Consider the following 16,962-nt stretch of genomic DNA (forward strand, 5'->3'; position numbering starts at 1 on the left):
TTACAGCTATCCCTTCGCCACTGAGTGCTTTTGCCCCATTTTCGAGCACGGCACGTGCACGCTCAGTGGGCGCGCCCGTCTGTCTCCAGCCCTTCTATCAACGGCCCGTATCTTGCTTGAGCCAAGCTAATCAATGACATGGCATTTTGCCGTCAGTCATTTCAAGGCTTCACCCCGCGGTGCACCGCGTGGGTCGTTTTTGGGGAGTGGTCGGACATGCACAGCCTTTTGTCACCGGGTATTCGCCTGCTGGGGCGATTCGGTTTTGCGCGCAAGTTCCAGATCCTGTTTTTCCTGTTCATGCTGCCCCTGGCGGGTAGCCTGTGGATGATCGGCTTGGACTATCGCGACAAATTGACCGTGATTACCCGCGAGCAATCCGGCGTTCGGCAACTGTTGGCGCTGGATGCGCTGGACGGTCAATTGACCGCCCAGCGCAACCTCGCCGCCCGCTGGAAAGCCGCAGACATCCTGCACGCGCCGACCCCGGCGGCGAAGGCGGCGATGGACAAGGTCGATGCCAATTTCCCGGTGATTTTGCAAAGCCTGCAAGCCCTGGGCGATTCACTCAAAGCCCAGAACGCCGGCGCTGATATCCTCGCGCGCTTCGACGCCTTGCAGGCGACAGTCAAGGGCATGGACTCTCAATCCCTGCGTACGGTCGGCTGGTGGCCGGACGGTTACGACCGTTTCACTGCGGCCCTGACCGCCATGCAAACCCTGCGCGAGCAGATCACCCTGGACGCCGGGTTGATCCTCGACCCGTGGCTGGAAACCTACCTGCTGATGCAGATGTCCACCCAGCACACCCCCGACCTGATCGAGCGTATTGGCCGCATGGCCAGTGTCGGCCAATCGTCCATCGCTTCGGGGCAGTTCACCCTGCAAAGCCGCTTGCAGATGCGTGACCTGCGCAGCCGCATCGGCGATGCGCGGGACCAATTGGTCAAGGCCGCGGCCTCGCTCAAGGCCAAGCAGTATGCCGGTCTGGAGCCATGGACGGCGCAGTACGACAGCAGCCTGCAACGCCTGGACAACGAACTCAAAGTGCTCGACGACGGCGTGTTCGGCGGCACCATCAAGCTCGACACAGCGGCTTTCGAAACCAGTGTCGACGGCGTGCTCGACAGCCTGGGCGCGCTGCGTAACCAATCGCTCAATTCGCTGGATGCGCGCCTGGGTCACTACCGTGATCGCTCGCTGCAGAAGTTCGTGCCGGTAGCGGCGACCTTCAGCCTGTTGGCGTTGGCTGCGTTGTACCTGTTCATCTGCCTGCAAGCTTCGATCCGCCGCAGCGCCAGTGGCATCACCACCCTGGCTGAGTCCCTGCGCGACGGCAACCTGTGCGTCGAGGTGGCGGTGGAAGGGCGCGACGAACTCGCGGCCATCAGCACCGCGCTCAACGTGGCGGTGGTGCAGTTGCGCACCAGCCTGTTGGGAGTCAATCACGAGACGCAACAACTGGGGGCGGCGGTGCTGACCCTCAACTCCCAGTCGGGTAGCACCCTCACCGAGGTCGAAGACCAGCAACAGCAAATCAGCCAGATTGCCGCCGCCGCCACCCAACTGGCCGCAACGTCCCTGGGCGTCGCCAAGAGCTGCGAACAAGCCTCGGGCAGCGCCCAGCAGACCCGACGCATCGCCGAAGACAGCAGCCGCGACAGCCAGCGCACCACGGCCAGTATCCAGCAACTCAACCTGCGCCTGACCGACACCGCCGATGCGCTGGAGCAGGTCAGCCAGCAGGGCCAGCAGATTCAATCGGTGGTCGACACCATCCGTGGCATTGCCGAACAGACCAACCTGCTGGCGCTCAATGCCGCCATCGAAGCCGCCCGTGCCGGTGAGCAGGGCCGAGGGTTTGCCGTGGTTGCCGATGAAGTGCGCAGCCTGTCGCAACGTACCCAGGCCTCCACGGCGCAGATCGCCGGCACGGTCGACAGCCTGCGCGCAACCGTCAGCCAGGCAGTCACTCTGATGGGCGCGGCCTGTGAACAAGCGCTGACCGACGCGGAATCCGTCACCGGGCTGGGCACACGCCTGGGCGAGATTGCGGGTGCGGTGCAGCACGTCACCGACACCCTGGCGCAGATCGCCACTGCTGTTGAAGAACAAGCGGCGACGGCAGATGAAGTGAGCGGCAATATCCAGCAAGTGGACCAGGCGGCCGGGCGCTTGCTCGACGGCGCACGGGCAGTGAACCGAGCGGCCGACACCTTGAGCAAAGGTAGCCAGGCATTGAGCGATAACACCGCGCGGTTTCGCCTGGGCTGAGCAATCGGATGAACCTTCGGCGGATACGGGGCTCACTTGTCAGGTAGCCCTGTTCCCTTGCCGAAAGGAATCCGCATGTCCGCAACGACCTTCCCGCACGGCCCCGTCACCCGCGAACTCAGCCTGCGCGCCGTCATCACCGGCAGTGTCCTCGGTATCCTGCTCACGCCGTCCAATGTGTACGCCGGGTTGAAGATCGGCTGGTCGTTCAACATGTCGATCATCGCACTGCTGATCGGCTACGCCATTTTTCAGGGGGTGGCCAAGCGTTCCGCCGACCACCTGCCGTGGACCTTGCACGAAAGCAACATCAACCAGACCGTTGCGTCGGCCGCCGCGTCGATCATTTCCGGTGGGTTGGTGGCGCCGATCCCGGCCTACACCTTGCTGACAGGCAACCAGCTCGACGCCGTCCCGATGATTGCCTGGGTGTTCTCGGTGAGTTTCCTGGGCATCTGGATTGCCTGGTATCTACGGCCCTCGCTGCTGAATGACAAGGCGCTGAAATTCCCCGAAGGCATGGCCACCCTGGAAACCCTGTTGCACATCTATAACCACGGGCGCGAAGCCGCAACGCGCTTAAAGGTTTTGCTCAGTGCCGCGTTGCTCTCCGGGCTGGTCAAGTGGGTGGACACCTTCATGTGGGCCTTCCCGCGCTGGTCGCCCAGCGCCCAGTTGGAGCGCCTGACCTTCACCGCCGACCCTTCGCTTTTGCTGGTGGGCTTTGGCGGCATCATTGGCATTCGCGTGGGCCTGACCCTGCTGCTCGGCGCCTTGCTCGCCTGGGGTGGACTGGGCCCCTGGTTGTTGGCGCAACACCTGGTGACCTTGCCGGCGGGCAGCAGCGGCCCGCAGTTCGCCGCGCTGGTGGAGTGGTTGCTGTGGCCGGGCGTAAGCCTGATGGTGTGTTCCACTTTGGCCTCGCTGGCGATTCGTTTGTGGGCGTTGTACCGGTCAACCGACGCCAGCGGCGGTTCGACTTGGACAGTGCCCAAGCCGGGGCCGGCAGCCGGTTTTGTATTGTCGATCGTGCTGGTGGTGAGCCTGCAGGCAGCGCTATTTGGCATCAATCTCGGTATGGCCTTGCTCACCATTCCATTGGCGATCTGCCTCGCCGCCGTCGCCGCGCGCGTGGTGGGTGCCACCGGCATTCCGCCTATCGGCGCCATTGGGCAACTGTCCCAGCTGAGCTTCGGCATCGTCGCGCCGGGGCAGGTGCCGATCAACCTGATGAGCGCCAACACGGCCGGTGGCTCGGCCGGGCAGTGCACCGACTTGATGAATGATTTCAAGGTGGGCAAGGCCATTGGTGCCACGCCGCATAAGCAGGTAATCGCGCAGATCCTGGGGATTTTCATCGGCAGTATCGTTGGCGTCTTCGCCTACCTGGCGTTGATCCCGGATCCGCAAACCATGCTGCTTACCGAAGAGTGGCCGGCACCGGCGGTCGCCACCTGGAAAGCCGTGGCGCAAACCCTCACCCATGGGCTCGATTCACTGTCCACCAGCATCCGTTGGGCGATTGCCATCGGCGGCTTGGTCGGTGTTCTGCTGGGTGTGGCGGACAGCCTCTTGCCTGCCCATCGCGCCCGTTACCTCCCGAGTGCGGCCGCGTTGGGCTTGGCTTTTGTGCTGCCCGCCTCGGTGTCGCTGATGATGGCCTTGGGCGCGATACTCACCTGGCTGGTGAGCTGCCGCTGGCCGAGCCTCACCGAGCGCTTTGCGATTACGGCCGCCGCCGGTTTGATTGCGGGTGAGAGCATCACCGGCGTAGGGGCATCACTGTGGTCGATGGTGCACTGAAGCGTGGCTCGGCAATTGCCGAGCCTGCCGCCATGGCCTCAGGCGATCTTCACATTCATGGTGATCTTCGCCGTGAACACCTTCACTTCGCCCTCATCAAAAATATCCACCGGCACGATCTTGTCCCCGGCGGTTGACCAATCAATGCCGCTGCCATCCGCCACGGCGCGGATGTTCGACTTGGCCTTCGCCAGATACTCCACGGTCATGCCCTTGGGAATCCATCTGGCGCCTGACGGAATCGACACGTCCGTCATCGTTCCTCCCGCCAACTCTGCCGCGTTGCACAACGCAATGGCATGCACGGACGCCAAGTGGTTGGTGATTTCCTTGCGAAACGGCACATTGACCACGGCATGCCCAGGACGCAGTTCGGCGATTTGCGGGTTGATGGTGCTGAAGTAGGGCGCCACTTGGCAGGCCATTTGGCTGAACGCTGCAGGGCCTACACTGTTGAACATGCTGAGAAACTGGCTCATGGATTATCCTAGCAATGGGTTGACAGAATAATATTCTGTAACGGAACAATATTCTGTAAATTCAATGGGTGTCAAGCCATGCCTTCTCTGCGGGCGGCTGTACCTTTAGACTCCGCACATTTGGCGAGCCACTTCATGCACGCACCTGATCTGATCGAGCGCACCTTCCCGAGCCGGCGCGGCGACCTCAAGCGCAGCATCCTGCGCGAGGCCCTGGCCAGCTTTAACGAAGTCGGTATTGAAGCGACGAATATCGAAACCATCCGCGCGCGGTGCGAGACCAGCGTGGGCGCCATCTACCATCATTTCGGCAACAAGGAAGGCATCGTCGCCGCGCTGTTTTTTGCCGCGCTGGAAGATCAGGCCGCCTTGCGAGAGCAACACCTCAAGAAGGCGCAAACCGCCCAGGCTGGCGTGGAAGCGCTGGTGCGCAGTTATGTGGAGTGGGTGGATGCGCAACCCGAATGGGCGCGCTTTATGTTCCAGAGCCGTTTCGCCGTGGCCAACGGCCCGCACAAGGACGAGCTGCTCACCCGCAACAAGCAGCGCAATGCGCAATTGACCGAGTGGATGAGCGACGAAGGCCGCCGTGAGGCGTTCAGCCATATCCCGGCAGAACTGCTGCTGTCGCTGATCATCGGCTCGGCCGAAAGCTATGCCCGTGCGTGGTTATCCGGCCGGGTCAAGCACAGCCCGAATCACTACGCCGCGTTGCTGGCGCAGGCGGCGTGGGCCTCGATCAGCCAAACGCCTCCACAATAAACGCCTCCAGCGTCGCCTCTTCGAGGATCTCCATGGAGAAATGCCCGAAGCGCTTGGGCAGCCAGATAATGCGGCCCCCGGACGGCGATTGCAGGTTCTCGCGGGCCAGGGGCACGCCGTTTTCGTTCTCCGGCTGCACACCGGCGGCGATCAGCTCGTCATAGGCAATCTCGATGTCCGGCGTGGTGTAGCAGTGGCGGTAAATCATGCCTTCGCCGTGGGCGTCCAACAGTTCGCGCAGGTTGCCGGCGATCGGCTGGACCAGCATGAAGCGCTCTTGCCCCATCAACACCACGGCATAGCGCACATGCAGGCCGCCGCGCTCCCACACGAACGTCTTGGAGATGCGTGCCTTGAGAATGCGTGCGTAATAGGCACAGGCTTCTTCAAGGTTTTCGACCAGTATGTCGACGTGGCTGAATTTCAGATCCATGGTGTGCCTCCTCTCGAACCGATCCCCATGGTAACCACGGCGTCCGTCACGTAGAAAATTATTTGTCGGCACTCCCGAAGGCTGGCGTAGTCTGTTTCCAAGACATTTCTCTCGCCCTGCGGAGCCTTCAATGATCATCGTCCACCACCTCAACAACTCACGCTCGCAACGCATCCTGTGGCTGCTCGAAGAACTCGGTCTGCCCTACGAGATCAAGCGCTACCAACGCGACCCGAAAACCAACCTCGCCCCGCCGGAGCTCAAGGCGATCAACCCGCTCGGCAAATCCCCGGTGATCGAAGACGGCGGCCTGGTGCTGATCGAGTCCGCCGCCATCATCGACTACCTGATCCGCCGCCACGGCCAGGGCCGTCTGCAACCGGACCCCGCCAGCGCCACCTACGACCACTACGTGCAGTGGCTGCACTTTGCCGAAGGCTCGGCCATGTTGCCGCTGATGCTCAACCTCTACGTCGGCCGCCTGGGCGAGGCTGGCGCGCCGTTGCATCCGCGTATCGAATCGGAAGTCGCCAACTACCTCGGTTACCTCAACGACGTGCTCGCGGGCAACGCCTACCTGCTTGGCGACGAGCTGAGCGGCGCGGATATCCAGATGAGCTTTATCGGCGAAATCGCCAGGGCCCAGGGCAAGTTGCAGGCCTACCCGAACCTGGCAGCGTGGGTGGAGAAGTTCCAGGCGCGACCTGCGTATCGCAAGGCGGTGGAGCAGGGCGGGGCGTATGCGTTTGCCCAGTGATTAACGCTGCTGCAACGCCACCTTCAGCCCCAGCCCCATAAACAGCGTGCCGATGATTTTGCCTTCCCAGCGCCGCAGTTTGGACAGCCCCTTGATGCCTCGGCTCAAGGGGCGGATGGCGAGGGCGAGCAGGCTGGTGTACACCGCACTGAGCACCGAGAAGATCAGGCCCAACACCGCGAACTGAACCAGCGACGAGCCGGATTCCGGGTGGACGAATTGCGGCAGGAACGCCAGGAAGAAAATCGCGGTCTTCGGGTTGAGCACCTCGGCGCCCACCGCCTGGAAAAATGCCTGGCGCGGGGTGACGGCAGGCAAGGTCAGCCCCGCCTGTGTGCCGGTCTTGGCCATGAACGCGCGTACGCCCAGGTAGATCAGGTAGGCCGCACCGGCCCACTTCACCGCGTTGAACGCCGTGGCCGACGTCATCAGGATCGCCGACAACCCCAACGCCGCGCCCAGGGTATGCAGCAAGTCGCCGCATGCAACGCCCAGCCCGGTCGCCACGCCGACCTTGCGCCCGCCTTGCACGGTGCGGGTGATCACCAGCAACACAGAGGGGCCTGGAATCAGAAACAGGCCAATCACTACGGCGACATAGGTGATGAGGGAGGCGAGTTCAAACATGGCGGACGCTCTCATAAAGGGGGCACGGCCCCTAATGCCCTTCAGTTAAGGGTGAATAGTGTACCTGTGGCGAGGGAGCTTGCTCCCGCTGGACTGCGTAGCAGTCCCATTTTTGGGGCCGCTTTGCGGCCCAGCGGGAGCAAGCTCCCTCGCCACAGGTTACCTTTACCCTTTCTGCTTCTTAACTGACTGACATTAGGCACGGCCCCCAGTTATCCCCAAGTGAATGGTGTTTACAACTGTTAACGGATTGAACGGCGCAATCGCTATAGGCTTTGGGGTGTCTGCCCTGGAGCCCATCGCCATGAACCTGCGAGCCGTCACTGCCACGTTGTTTGCCTTTGTCCTGTTGCTGCCGTCACCGGCCGAGGCCGCGACGCCTATCACCCATGTCGCCATCTACCGGGGCCCGGCGGGTTGTGACGACTGTTCCGAAAACGTGGCGAAGGCCCTGCAACGACTCAACCCCAACTATCACATCGATTTTGTGGGCGCGGATGAGTCGATCGACATCACGCCACAAACCCTGGCGCGCTACGACCTCTACGTGCAACCCGGCGGCGGCCAGGACATTCCCGGCGCGCTGCGTAGCCTGGGTGATGCGCGCAGCGAGGCCATCCGCAGCTACGTCGCCAACGGCGGCCGCTACCTGGGTTTGTGCATGGGCGCTTACCTGGCAGATGACAACAACCTTGGCCTGATCCCCCAGGACCTCGACGGCGAAGCCGGCCGCCCCGGTTTCGAAGTGCCCGGCATCGCCGACGCCGCCGTACAAGTCACGTGGGCGGGCAAGGCTGATCACGTCTTCTTCCAGGACGGCCCCTACTTTCCGAAAGGGTCGTACAAAACCATCGCCACCTACCGCAACGGTGACGTCGCGGCGGCGCGGTATACCTATGAAAAGGGCGTGGTGGTGCTGAGCGGCCCGCACCCTGAGGCCAGCCGGGAGTGGTTTGAAAATGCCGAGATCCCGCTGAGCAAAATGCCCGAGGGTGATCTGTTTGGTTCGTTGGTCCGCAGCTTTTGAAGCCCTCGTTCTTAGAACGATTGCCCTTCAAAACGCTTCAACGAAAACGACGACAGATCCAACTCGCTCTCGCCCTTCACGCACCACTGCGCAAACGCCTCACCCAATGCCGCCGAATGCTTGAAACCATGCCCCGAACACGGCGACACCACCAAGGTGTGCTGCAACCTCGGATGCCGGTCGATGATGAAGTGGTGATCCGGCGTCACCGTGTAGGCGCACACCGCTGACTTGACCACCTTGGCCGTCAGCCCGGCGATGCGGCCCTGCACCTGTTGCTCGTACATCTCCCGTTCTTGGGTGGGCGACACCGTGCGGTCCAGCGTCTGCGGCGTGGACACGGTGTGATACTGCGCCGTCGCCACTTTCAAACTGCCCTCGCCAGGTAACGCGGGGAAGCCGTAGTTGGTATGACCCTCGCCCGGCCCATGGGTAAAAATGAACGTAGGAGACGCGCCGACCAGCGCCGCATCCGGCTCCGTTTCGAACCAGAACAGCTGCTGACGATAGACCTTGAGCAACCGATCAAACGGCGCCCCCAGCAACCCCCCCGCCCAGTTGCCCGCGCTGACCACCAGCTTGTCGGCCTGCAAGGTGCGCTGGTCAGTGGTCACCGTGACGCCTTGTTCATCCGAACTGATGTGGGTCACGGTTTCGCCTGTGTAAAACGTCGCGCCCTGTTGCTCGGCCAGGCGCAGTTGCACCTCGATGCAGCGCTCGGGCCGCACAAACCCGCCGCCCGGTTCGTAATAGCCGATGGCGCTGTCGGCCACCTGGGCAAATTGGGGAAAGCGCTGGCGAATCTGCGCCGCGTCCAGCACCTCATGCTCGATACCGTAGGTTTGCGCCAGGCCGATGGTACGCAGGGTGAAGTCGGTTTCATCGCTTGGGTCGAAATCCTCACGGGAGGTGAGCACCAGCAACCCCGACTGTTCGAACAGCGACTCCCCCGACAGCGCCTCCAACTCCCGCCAGATGCGATGCGAATTGCGCACGATGGGCACGTACTGCGCGCCTTCACCCACCGACAACCGCGTGATCCGCGTATCGCCATGGCTGGAGCCAAACGTGTGGGGCGGGTGATGACGGTCGATACCGGCGACCTTTACACCGGCCTTGGCCAGTTGGTACACCGTGGCGGCACCCATGGCGCCCAAGCCGATGACCAGCGATTCATAACGTTCCATCGTTAATACCTCATTGAGAAGCTGGTTTGGGAAAACGCCCCGTCAGCGCACCACGTCCAGCGTCTGGATTTCATTCACATAGTGGGTCTGGCTCGACGTCGACTCCAGCGTCAACGCCACGCCCAGGTCTTCGATAAACGCGCGATTGGACGAATAACCGTCCTGCTCGCAAGTCAACCGAATGGCATCGCCCGTCAACGACGCGAACACCTGGCGTGCCGGGAAGCGCTCGCTGACCTTGCAGGTCAAGGTGGTTTCGAGCGGTTTGTCGGTAGGCTTGACCGGCACATTGGCCATCTTCAGGTGTGCACTCAGGGTCTGGCCCGGCGCCCAGCTCGTCGGGAGTTTCACCTCGGCCTCGCGGGTCTGCAGCACCTGGCCTTCGCCCACGCCGTTCATTTTCGACTTCAGCTGGATCAGGTCCGCCAGCATCAGGCGGTCCACATTGAAGGCGGCGCCGTAGGCTTCGTTCTTCACCAGCAAACCACCTTCGGCCTTGAAGCGGATGGTGATCGGCGCGTCCTTGCCCGCGCCGTTCTTCGACAGGTAGGTGTAGCTCAACGTCTTGAACTTGGGCTGCAACAGCGGCGCGTCGAGGCCCTGGAGCACGTTGGGCGGCACAGGCACATCGGCCAGATTAGTGTCGGCCACGGTGCGCGGGTAGTCCACCGGCGCGATGTCCGGCCGCAGCAGCGCCAGCAGCCCGGCATTCACGCCGCCCTGCACCGAACAGCTCACACGGGAATGCTTGCCCTCCGGCTCCACGATCAGCACCCGCTCCACATTGCGCAGCCCCGGTGCCTTGCCCGGCATGGGTTTGATCGCCTGCCAACTGTTGCCCACCTTCAACTCGCTGCGCGTGTATTGCCCCTCGCCTTTTTGCAGCGCAGCGGGTTGGTCCAGTAACGCTGCGAGGCGCGGGGCGACTTCATCAATCGTGCCGTCCACCGTAAAGCCCCAGAAGTAATACAGGCCCAGCGGGCCAAGATCGCTGACCTCATCGTTGTAGGACAGCAGCTTCAACCCCGCGATGGCCGGCGCACTCACCGGCACTGCCGAGGCCTTGGGTTCGGTGCGGTCGCGCACCGCGATCCAGGTGAAGTCCTTTTGCTGCTTGAGCGGCGCATAGGCCTGCCAGGCGTCGCGATGGGTGTTCAGGCGGCTGAAGAACGTCTCGTCACAACGGGTGAAGGCCTTGAGCGTGTCGACCAACGCGGCGTCATCGGCCTGGGCAAAGGAAGGCGCCAGCAGGGCAGACGCGAGCAGGGCAGCGGAAAACGGCAACTTCATGGGATAGGACTTCCTTATCGGCAGGCGAGGAACAGGGCGGGGGGCATTATCCAGCAGTTCGGGGGTCAGTCTCTAGTTGGCTGAGCGCATCAGACGCAAACGCCAATTACCGCCGTGCTGGGCGTGGCAGGCTTCTTCAGAATCCAGGTGAACGCAACGCGCCAATTGAACGGGCGGGATCTCGGCGTCGTGCAGGGCGGTGGCGGTCAACTCGCGGATACGCGCATCCAGCCCCGTCGCCACGGCCTGCGCCTGGCTGGCGCGGGTGTCGAAGACCCAGGTGATATGCAGGCTGCCGGGGAAGTCGGCGTAATTGACCGTGTGGGTCAGCCATTCAAACCCCGGGATTTCTGCTTTGGCGGTTTCGCAGGCGTCGGTGAGCGCGGCGACAAGGCGGCGTTCGATGCGGGTGCTGTCGCGTTTTGATGAACTCACAGAGAGCTCCGTAAGAAGGCAGGTGCCGCAGATTAACAGGGCGCGCGCTACGCCTGAACCCTAAGCGCACGGATGATAAACGCATGCAGACTGTTGACCGCCTTGGACCCGCGAGAGTCTCGACTGCGCAGAATCGACACCTCCATCGGTTCGATACTCCCCAACCCTTGTTCGCTACCCAAGACCTGCAGTGACGGCTGCACCGTGCATTGAGTGATCGCGGCAATCGCGAGCCCGCCCTCGACCGCCGCCACTTGGCCGGCGAGGCTGGAGCTGTTGTACACCACCTTGAACTGACGCCCCTGCTGGGCCAGTGAATTCACCGCATACCGCCGAGCCAGGCTGGCGCTTTCGTACACGGCGATTGGCACCGGGTCCCGGCGCCACAGTTCGAACTGAGGTGAGCCGACCCACACCATCGGTTCCTTGAATAGAAAGGTGCCACTGTGCGGCGAGTCCCTGGACACCAACGCCAGGTCGAGGTCGCCGCTGCGCACCCGTGGGATCAGGGCGGTGGACTGTTCACAGGTCAGCTCAATGTCCACACCGGCGTAGCGCGGCGCAAAACGCTTGAGCACCGGCGTGAGGTACTTGGCCGCATAGTCTTCCGCGACCCCAAGGCGGATGCGCCCGGTCAAGGTTTCGCCATGAAACGCCGCCTGGGTCTCGGCGTGCAGCGCGAGCATACGACGCGCATAACCCAGCAGCGTCTGGCCGTCATCGGTCAACTGCAGATGCCTCGGGCCACGGTTCAACAAGGGCCGCCCCAGCGCGGCCTCGAGTTTCTTCATTTGCATGCTGACGGCAGACTGCGACCGGTTCACCTCATGGGCCGCGCCCGACAGCGAACCGGCGTCCACCACTGCCACAAAGCACTTGAGCCAATCGATCTGCAAATCACTGGAAGGCATGCGGGTTATCTCTATTCGTTAATCGAATGGCTGCGGCGTGAATTATGCGCTTTTCATGATAGCCGTTCGCTCGCAGGATGCGGGCTTGAATCCACTGTTGCCGGACCTGATCATGCCCTTCGAGACTTGGTTGCTCTACTTTTTCACCTGCTGCGGCATCGCCGTAGTGCCAGGCCCCAATGCGTTGCTGGTGCTGACCCATGGCGCGCTCCACGGCAGCCGCAAAACCCTGTTCACCATCAGCGGTGGCGTGCTCGGCTTTGCCATGGTGCTGACGCTGTGCGCGTTGGGCCTGGGCGCACTGATCCAGGCTTCGGCCACCTGGTTCATGGCCTTGAAAGTGGCCGGCGGGCTTTATCTGATCTGGCTGGGTTTCGGCCTGTGGCGCTCGGCCCCCGTCAGCCTGGATACGACAGGCACGGTGAGTCAGCGACACTGGTCGCTGTTCCGCCAAGGGTGGGTATCGGCCCTGTCAAATCCCAAGGCCTTGTTGCTGTTCACCGCGTTTATTCCACCGTTCCTCGACCCACATAGAAACCTCATCGCGCAGACCGCCGCCATCGCGCTGACCTACGCCGTCGTCGAGTTTGTCGTTGAATACACCGTGGCCAGCGCCGCGCACCGCGTTCGGCCTTGGTTGGCGCGAACCGGGCGGCGGTTCAACAAAGTCTGCGGCGGGTTCTTTGTGCTGTTTGGGTTGGCGTTACCCATTCACAGCTGAGGGCAATGGCACGGGCGTCAGTCCTTGCGACCTTCGCACACCGCCTTCAGGCCCAGCACGGTAGTGGGCGTTTGACCGATATGCGTGGTGGTGCTCACCACCATGTTCGCGCCACTGTCGCCTTCCAGGTGATACGGCTTGCCGTCGCAGACTTTCGCGGCTTTCTGGTTGATGTTCTCCAGCAGGCCTTCACGGGAATTGAAGATGCTGCCATGGCTGGTGATCATGTATTCGCCCGGTGCCACTTCGTTGGCGCCGGTGAAAGTGCAGCCGGCCAGGGTTAAGGTGATGCATCCGAGCAGCAGGCGTTTTTTCACGTCCATGTTCTCAAGTAGGGGGGAAGGCCGGGAAGTCTACAACACTGCCAAGCTGTTTTTGCGGTTGCACCTGCGACCCCAACGTCAGCAACAACAAAGATCAACTGTAGGAGCTGGCTTGCCTGCGAAAGCGGAGTCTCAGACAAGCATAAATCTGCTGACAGGCCGCTCTCCCAGCCTAGCCAAAGCCCAAGCAACACCACCACCGAACGTCTGCCCATAGCGCGTGGTCACAGCTTTGCTGATACGCTGCTAATAGCTCAATGCCATTCCCTTGGTAGTCTCATGAAAACCCTACGCACCGCCTTCCCGGCCGCTTTCCCCCTAGGCGTTTCCCGTGACTCGGAAACCGCCCTGTCGGACATCGAGTTCCTGCACCGCATCAGCCTCGACCTGATCGGTGAGCAAGACCTCGAAGCCCTCTACGGCAAGATCGTCGACGCCGCCGTGTCCATCACCGGCTCGCAGTTCGGCACCATGCAGTTGCTGTGCCCTCAGGGCCATCCCTCCGGCCACGGCGGTGAACTGCAACTGCTGTGCTCGCGCGGTCTGCCACCGGAAGCGGTCGGGTTCTGGCAATGGGTGAGCCCAATGGCCTACAGCAGTTGCACCATGGCCCTGCAACTGGGGCAGCGCGCCATCATCCCCGACTTTGAAGAGTGGGTGGACATTGCCGGCACCGAAGACCTGATCGCCTTCCGCCGCGCGGGCATCCGTTCCGCCCAGACCACGCCGCTGCGCTCCCGCGATGGCCGCCTGCTCGGCATGATCTCCACCCACTGGAGCACGCCGCACCAGCCGTCCGAACGTGACCTGCGCCTGCTCGACATCCTCGCCCGCCAAGCCGCCGACCTGCTGGAACGCACCATCGCCGACGAAGCCCTGCGCGACGCCCAGGCTGAACTGCGCGCCCTCAACGAAACACTGGAACAGCGTGTAGCCGAACGCACCGCCATGCTCATGCAGGCCGAAGAAAAACTGCGCCAATCCCAGAAAATGGAAGCCGTCGGCCAACTCACCGGCGGCCTGGCCCACGACTTCAACAACCTGCTCGCCGGCATCTCCGGCGCGCTCGAACTGATGAACCGCCGCATCACCCAAGGCCGCCTGGCCGACGTCGACAAATACATGGTCGCCGCCCAAGGCTCGGCCAAACGCGCCGCCGTCCTCACCCAACGCCTGCTGGCCTTCTCACGCCGGCAAACCCTGGAACCGCGCGCCACCAACGTCAACACCCTGATGTACGGCATGGCCGAACTCATCCAACGCACCGCCGGCCCCGGCATCCAGATCGAAACTACCGGCGCCGCCGATGCCTGGACCGCCTTCGTCGACGTCAGCCAACTGGAAAACGCACTGCTCAACCTGTGCATCAACGCCCGCGACGCCATGCCCCAAGGCGGCCGCATCCAACTGCAAACCAGCAACCACTGGCTCGACGCCACCGCCGCCCGCGCCTACGACCTGGCCGAAGGCCCGTACCTGCGCCTGAGCGTCACCGACACCGGCACCGGCATGCCCCCCGAAGTCATGGCCCACGTGTTCGAACCCTTCTTCACCACCAAACCCATCGGCCAAGGCACCGGCCTGGGCCTGTCCATGATCTACGGCTTCGCCCAACAATCCGGCGGCCAAGTGCACCTGCACTCCACCGAAGGCGAAGGCACCTGCGTGTCCCTCTACCTCCCACGCCACCACGGCGCGGCACCGGGGGATGAATTGGCCCCAGGGCAAGTGGCTATCGAAGTCGCCCAGCACGGCGAAACCGTGCTGCTGGTCGACGACGAATCCACCGTGCGCATGCTGCTCGCCGATGTACTCGGCGAACTGGGCTACACCGTGATCGAAGCGGCAGACAGCGCGGCGGGGCTGAAGCTGTTGAGGTCGGATGTGCATATTGATTTGCTGGTGACGGATGTGGGGTTGCCGGGTGGGATGAATGGGCGGCAGATGGCGGAGGCGGGGATGGAACTGCGGCCGGGGTTGAAGACGTTGTTTATTACGGGGTATGCGGAGAATGCGGTGATGGGGTATGGGCAGTTGGGGGCGGGGATGGGGGTGTTGACGAAGCCGTTTGCGGTGGAGGTGTTGGGGGGGAGGGTTAGGGAGTTGTTGGGAGGTAGGGCATGATCCAAGCAAAGATAAAAATATAGGGTGCGGGGTGAGACCAGCAAGCCTTTTAAGCGTGGTCCGAATGCGGTTCACGTAGGCTCTTGACGCGCGTTCGACAGAGTGTCAGTTTGACATCAGGCCGGAGAGTCAAGGAGGACGTGTGAAACTCACTATCAATGTGTTTTTACTCAAGGCAGGAAGAACCTTAACTGACGCCATATCCGGCGAGATTAGACTTGTTCCCATTCCATTTTTGATAAATGGCGTTGAGTGTCTCTTCTACCACCAGAAAAATCCATCCCACCCAAGATGGACGCAGTTGTTTGGACGCGTTGAAGAGATTGCACAGTTGGATTTGTGCGGTAGCTCTCTAAAAGCTCTGATGGTTATGGTAATTAATAATCGAGTTTTTTGTTTCACCTTTGGTCATGCTCGACACCTGATTGATAGTCCCAGTATTGAGCGTTATTTCGGACTACGGACGGCGATGAGTTTGACTGATCCTTTGTTGATAAAGTCAGTAGAGAAATCTAATATCGACCGAACTCCGCTTCGTTCCAAGGCGCAATCTTCAAAGCATCTTTCTATATCGGAATTTGATTTCAAGTTCGACTCTGAGATTTTAAAGTCTCTTACGGGGGTGGTGGAAAACGACGACAATGATGAGGAGTATGTGAGCGGTTCGGACTCACTAGCTTTACACTCCGATGTTAGGTTGGAGCAGTTTCCTGAAATCGCGACTCGATTGATAAATGCTTACGAAGATGAACGTTGCAAGGAGAAATACCCTTGGATGGACTATATAGTCCCTGTGAGAGATGCTGTACTCAAGTCTCAACTGGATGACTTGCTAGTAGATGCTGTAAATGCACAGGGTTTCGATAGGGTTCGTGCAGCCGCACCCGTACTTTTATCAGAAGATATCAGTGGTTTTGGCTATGTTCGACATAGTGCTCGCTCTCGCAATGGGCCGGCTATTAGCTTTGATTTGGATCTTCGACAGGCACTATTAATAAAGCAAATACTTGGAGCGGCGACTCTGCCGCTGTTGCATTCTGAGAAGATCTATTTGTATGGTGGAGATGAACAGCAGCGGGGTTGCTGGCCATTGTATGGCTGTATTGAGGCGGAGATTGAATTCGAGGAAAAGGTGTATCTACTAAGTGAGGGGGATTGGTACCAGATAGATAGAGATTATACCGACCAAGTTAATCGGTGCTTTGAAGCTGCAACTCCTTCAGAACTTCAGTTTCCTCCCTATGGTACAGACCATGAAGGCCCCTATTTGAGGCGAATTGCTGACGGGGAAAGCTTTCATCTTTTGGATCAGAAATTGGTGCGGTTAAATGGAGCTTCAAGCCCATTTGAGTTTTGTGATCTCCTTACCCCAGAACACCACATTATCCACGTGAAGAAATATTCTTCTTCGAGTGTTCTTAGTCATCTGTTCTCACAAGCATACGTTTCAGCTGAAGCATTGATCAATAGCCCGGATGTACTGACTCAGGTTAATGCTCATCTTGCTCAAGATGGAGAGTTTCGATTCGTTTTCGATCCATCGAGTCAGCCTAGAAACAAGATCGTATTTGCAATTATGCAGCCGAATGAAGTTTTACATGTGCCGTTTTTCTCTAAGGTGAATTTTCGACAGTTTTCACAGCGGCTTACTGCAATGGGGTATCAGGTTGAAGTAAGTCGAATAAGTAACTAATATTTATTTTGGCGGTTGGGTGGCGTATGCGGAATTTTTGTAAATTAGGTAAGCCATCTTTTCGTTAAGGATTGCTGATTTTTAATTTGTTAGTTGAGTTTTTCAGGTTTTCTAAT

The 16,962-nt window shown here is 60.7% G+C and carries 16 protein-coding genes; 8 read left to right on the forward strand and 8 right to left on the reverse strand.

Annotation, left to right across the window (positions count from 1 at the left end; genetic code table 11):
- The first annotated feature begins 216 nt into the window (after window positions 1–216).
- Both HX868_RS12335 and HX868_RS12340 read left to right on the forward strand, forming a co-directional pair.
- Window positions 217–2,274: a methyl-accepting chemotaxis protein gene (locus HX868_RS12335; protein ID WP_177003050.1), complete on the forward strand. Its 2,058-nt coding sequence runs from the start codon at window positions 217–219 to the stop codon at window positions 2,272–2,274.
- A gap of 75 nt (window positions 2,275–2,349) precedes the next feature.
- Complete coding sequence (locus tag HX868_RS12340) at window positions 2,350–4,077, forward strand: OPT family oligopeptide transporter (RefSeq protein ID WP_177003051.1); 1,728 nt, start codon at window positions 2,350–2,352, stop codon at window positions 4,075–4,077.
- A 38-nt stretch (window positions 4,078–4,115) separates the two neighbouring features.
- On the opposite strand, the gene HX868_RS12345 is transcribed toward HX868_RS12340, so the two are convergent.
- A complete protein-coding gene (locus tag HX868_RS12345; protein ID WP_177003052.1) occupies window positions 4,116–4,556 on the reverse strand; it encodes a hotdog fold domain-containing protein in 441 nt (146 codons plus the stop codon).
- A 135-nt stretch (window positions 4,557–4,691) separates the two neighbouring features.
- Here HX868_RS12345 and HX868_RS12350 point away from each other — a divergent pair, with 135 nt between their 5' ends.
- Window positions 4,692–5,318, forward strand: coding sequence for a TetR/AcrR family transcriptional regulator (locus HX868_RS12350; RefSeq protein WP_177003053.1), 627 nt, complete (start codon window positions 4,692–4,694; stop codon window positions 5,316–5,318).
- Here the strand turns inward: HX868_RS12350 and HX868_RS12355 are convergent.
- On the reverse strand, window positions 5,296–5,751 hold the full coding sequence (locus HX868_RS12355) for a VOC family protein (protein ID WP_016976469.1): 456 nt from the start codon (window positions 5,749–5,751) through the stop codon (window positions 5,296–5,298). The two genes, HX868_RS12350 and HX868_RS12355, sit on opposite strands and share 23 nt — an antisense overlap.
- Before the next feature lie 130 nt (window positions 5,752–5,881).
- Between HX868_RS12355 and HX868_RS12360 the strand changes: the two genes are divergently transcribed.
- Entirely contained in the window at window positions 5,882–6,508 is a 627-nt protein-coding gene (locus HX868_RS12360) for a glutathione S-transferase family protein (protein ID WP_177003054.1), read from the forward strand.
- On the opposite strand, the gene HX868_RS12365 is transcribed toward HX868_RS12360, so the two are convergent.
- Window positions 6,509–7,135, reverse strand: coding sequence for a LysE family translocator (locus tag HX868_RS12365; RefSeq protein ID WP_177003055.1), 627 nt, complete (start codon window positions 7,133–7,135; stop codon window positions 6,509–6,511).
- A gap of 304 nt (window positions 7,136–7,439) precedes the next feature.
- Between HX868_RS12365 and HX868_RS12370 the strand changes: the two genes are divergently transcribed.
- Window positions 7,440–8,162 (forward strand): BPL-N domain-containing protein, encoded by a 723-nt coding sequence (locus HX868_RS12370; RefSeq protein WP_177003056.1) that lies wholly within the window; start codon window positions 7,440–7,442, stop codon window positions 8,160–8,162.
- An 11-nt stretch (window positions 8,163–8,173) separates the two neighbouring features.
- Here HX868_RS12370 and solA read toward each other — a convergent pair whose 3' ends face one another.
- From solA to HX868_RS12390, 4 genes are all read right to left on the reverse strand, one after another.
- Window positions 8,174–9,349, reverse strand: coding sequence for an N-methyl-L-tryptophan oxidase (solA, locus tag HX868_RS12375; RefSeq protein ID WP_177003057.1), 1,176 nt, complete (start codon window positions 9,347–9,349; stop codon window positions 8,174–8,176).
- A gap of 42 nt (window positions 9,350–9,391) precedes the next feature.
- On the reverse strand, window positions 9,392–10,639 hold the full coding sequence (locus HX868_RS12380) for a hypothetical protein (RefSeq protein ID WP_177003058.1): 1,248 nt from the start codon (window positions 10,637–10,639) through the stop codon (window positions 9,392–9,394).
- Between the two features lie 72 nt (window positions 10,640–10,711).
- Window positions 10,712–11,074: a hypothetical protein gene (locus HX868_RS12385; protein WP_177003059.1), complete on the reverse strand. Its 363-nt coding sequence runs from the start codon at window positions 11,072–11,074 to the stop codon at window positions 10,712–10,714.
- 47 nt (window positions 11,075–11,121) lie between these two features.
- Complete coding sequence (locus tag HX868_RS12390) at window positions 11,122–11,985, reverse strand: LysR family transcriptional regulator (RefSeq protein WP_028617169.1); 864 nt, start codon at window positions 11,983–11,985, stop codon at window positions 11,122–11,124.
- A gap of 112 nt (window positions 11,986–12,097) precedes the next feature.
- On the opposite strand from HX868_RS12390, the gene HX868_RS12395 reads away from it, so the two are divergent.
- Entirely contained in the window at window positions 12,098–12,706 is a 609-nt protein-coding gene (locus HX868_RS12395; protein WP_028617168.1) for a LysE family translocator, read from the forward strand.
- A gap of 17 nt (window positions 12,707–12,723) precedes the next feature.
- On the opposite strand, the gene HX868_RS12400 is transcribed toward HX868_RS12395, so the two are convergent.
- Complete coding sequence (locus HX868_RS12400; protein WP_177003060.1) at window positions 12,724–13,023, reverse strand: hypothetical protein; 300 nt, start codon at window positions 13,021–13,023, stop codon at window positions 12,724–12,726.
- Between the two features lie 285 nt (window positions 13,024–13,308).
- On the opposite strand from HX868_RS12400, the gene HX868_RS12405 reads away from it, so the two are divergent.
- Both HX868_RS12405 and HX868_RS12410 read left to right on the forward strand, forming a co-directional pair.
- Window positions 13,309–15,153: an ATP-binding protein gene (locus tag HX868_RS12405; protein WP_177003061.1), complete on the forward strand. Its 1,845-nt coding sequence runs from the start codon at window positions 13,309–13,311 to the stop codon at window positions 15,151–15,153.
- 142 nt (window positions 15,154–15,295) lie between these two features.
- The gene (locus HX868_RS12410) at window positions 15,296–16,846 is read left to right on the forward strand and encodes a TIGR04141 family sporadically distributed protein (protein WP_177003062.1); all 1,551 of its coding nucleotides are present in this window, start codon (window positions 15,296–15,298) and stop codon (window positions 16,844–16,846) included.
- Window positions 16,847–16,962: the final 116 nt, after the last annotated feature.

Source organism: Pseudomonas reactans (assembly GCF_013385825.1).
GTDB classification, from domain to species: domain Bacteria; phylum Pseudomonadota; class Gammaproteobacteria; order Pseudomonadales; family Pseudomonadaceae; genus Aquipseudomonas; species Aquipseudomonas reactans.

Excerpts from the sequence above, each read along its gene's own strand:
- HX868_RS12390 (WP_028617169.1), bottom strand. The coding sequence starts at position 11,985 with ATGCCTTCCAGTGATTTGCAGATCGATTGGCTCAAGTGCTTTGTGGCA.
- HX868_RS12405 (WP_177003061.1), top strand. The coding sequence starts at position 13,309 with ATGAAAACCCTACGCACCGCCTTCCCGGCCGCTTTCCCCCTAGGCGTT.
- HX868_RS12350 (WP_177003053.1), top strand. The coding sequence starts at position 4,692 with ATGCACGCACCTGATCTGATCGAGCGCACCTTCCCGAGCCGGCGCGGC.
- solA (WP_177003057.1), bottom strand. The coding sequence starts at position 9,349 with ATGGAACGTTATGAATCGCTGGTCATCGGCTTGGGCGCCATGGGTGCC.
- HX868_RS12380 (WP_177003058.1), bottom strand. The coding sequence starts at position 10,639 with ATGAAGTTGCCGTTTTCCGCTGCCCTGCTCGCGTCTGCCCTGCTGGCG.
- HX868_RS12345 (WP_177003052.1), bottom strand. The coding sequence starts at position 4,556 with ATGAGCCAGTTTCTCAGCATGTTCAACAGTGTAGGCCCTGCAGCGTTC.
- HX868_RS12335 (WP_177003050.1), top strand. The coding sequence starts at position 217 with ATGCACAGCCTTTTGTCACCGGGTATTCGCCTGCTGGGGCGATTCGGT.
- HX868_RS12395 (WP_028617168.1), top strand. The coding sequence starts at position 12,098 with ATGCCCTTCGAGACTTGGTTGCTCTACTTTTTCACCTGCTGCGGCATC.
- HX868_RS12370 (WP_177003056.1), top strand. The coding sequence starts at position 7,440 with ATGAACCTGCGAGCCGTCACTGCCACGTTGTTTGCCTTTGTCCTGTTG.
- HX868_RS12365 (WP_177003055.1), bottom strand. The coding sequence starts at position 7,135 with ATGTTTGAACTCGCCTCCCTCATCACCTATGTCGCCGTAGTGATTGGC.
- HX868_RS12340 (WP_177003051.1), top strand. The coding sequence starts at position 2,350 with ATGTCCGCAACGACCTTCCCGCACGGCCCCGTCACCCGCGAACTCAGC.
- HX868_RS12360 (WP_177003054.1), top strand. The coding sequence starts at position 5,882 with ATGATCATCGTCCACCACCTCAACAACTCACGCTCGCAACGCATCCTG.
- HX868_RS12355 (WP_016976469.1), bottom strand. The coding sequence starts at position 5,751 with ATGGATCTGAAATTCAGCCACGTCGACATACTGGTCGAAAACCTTGAA.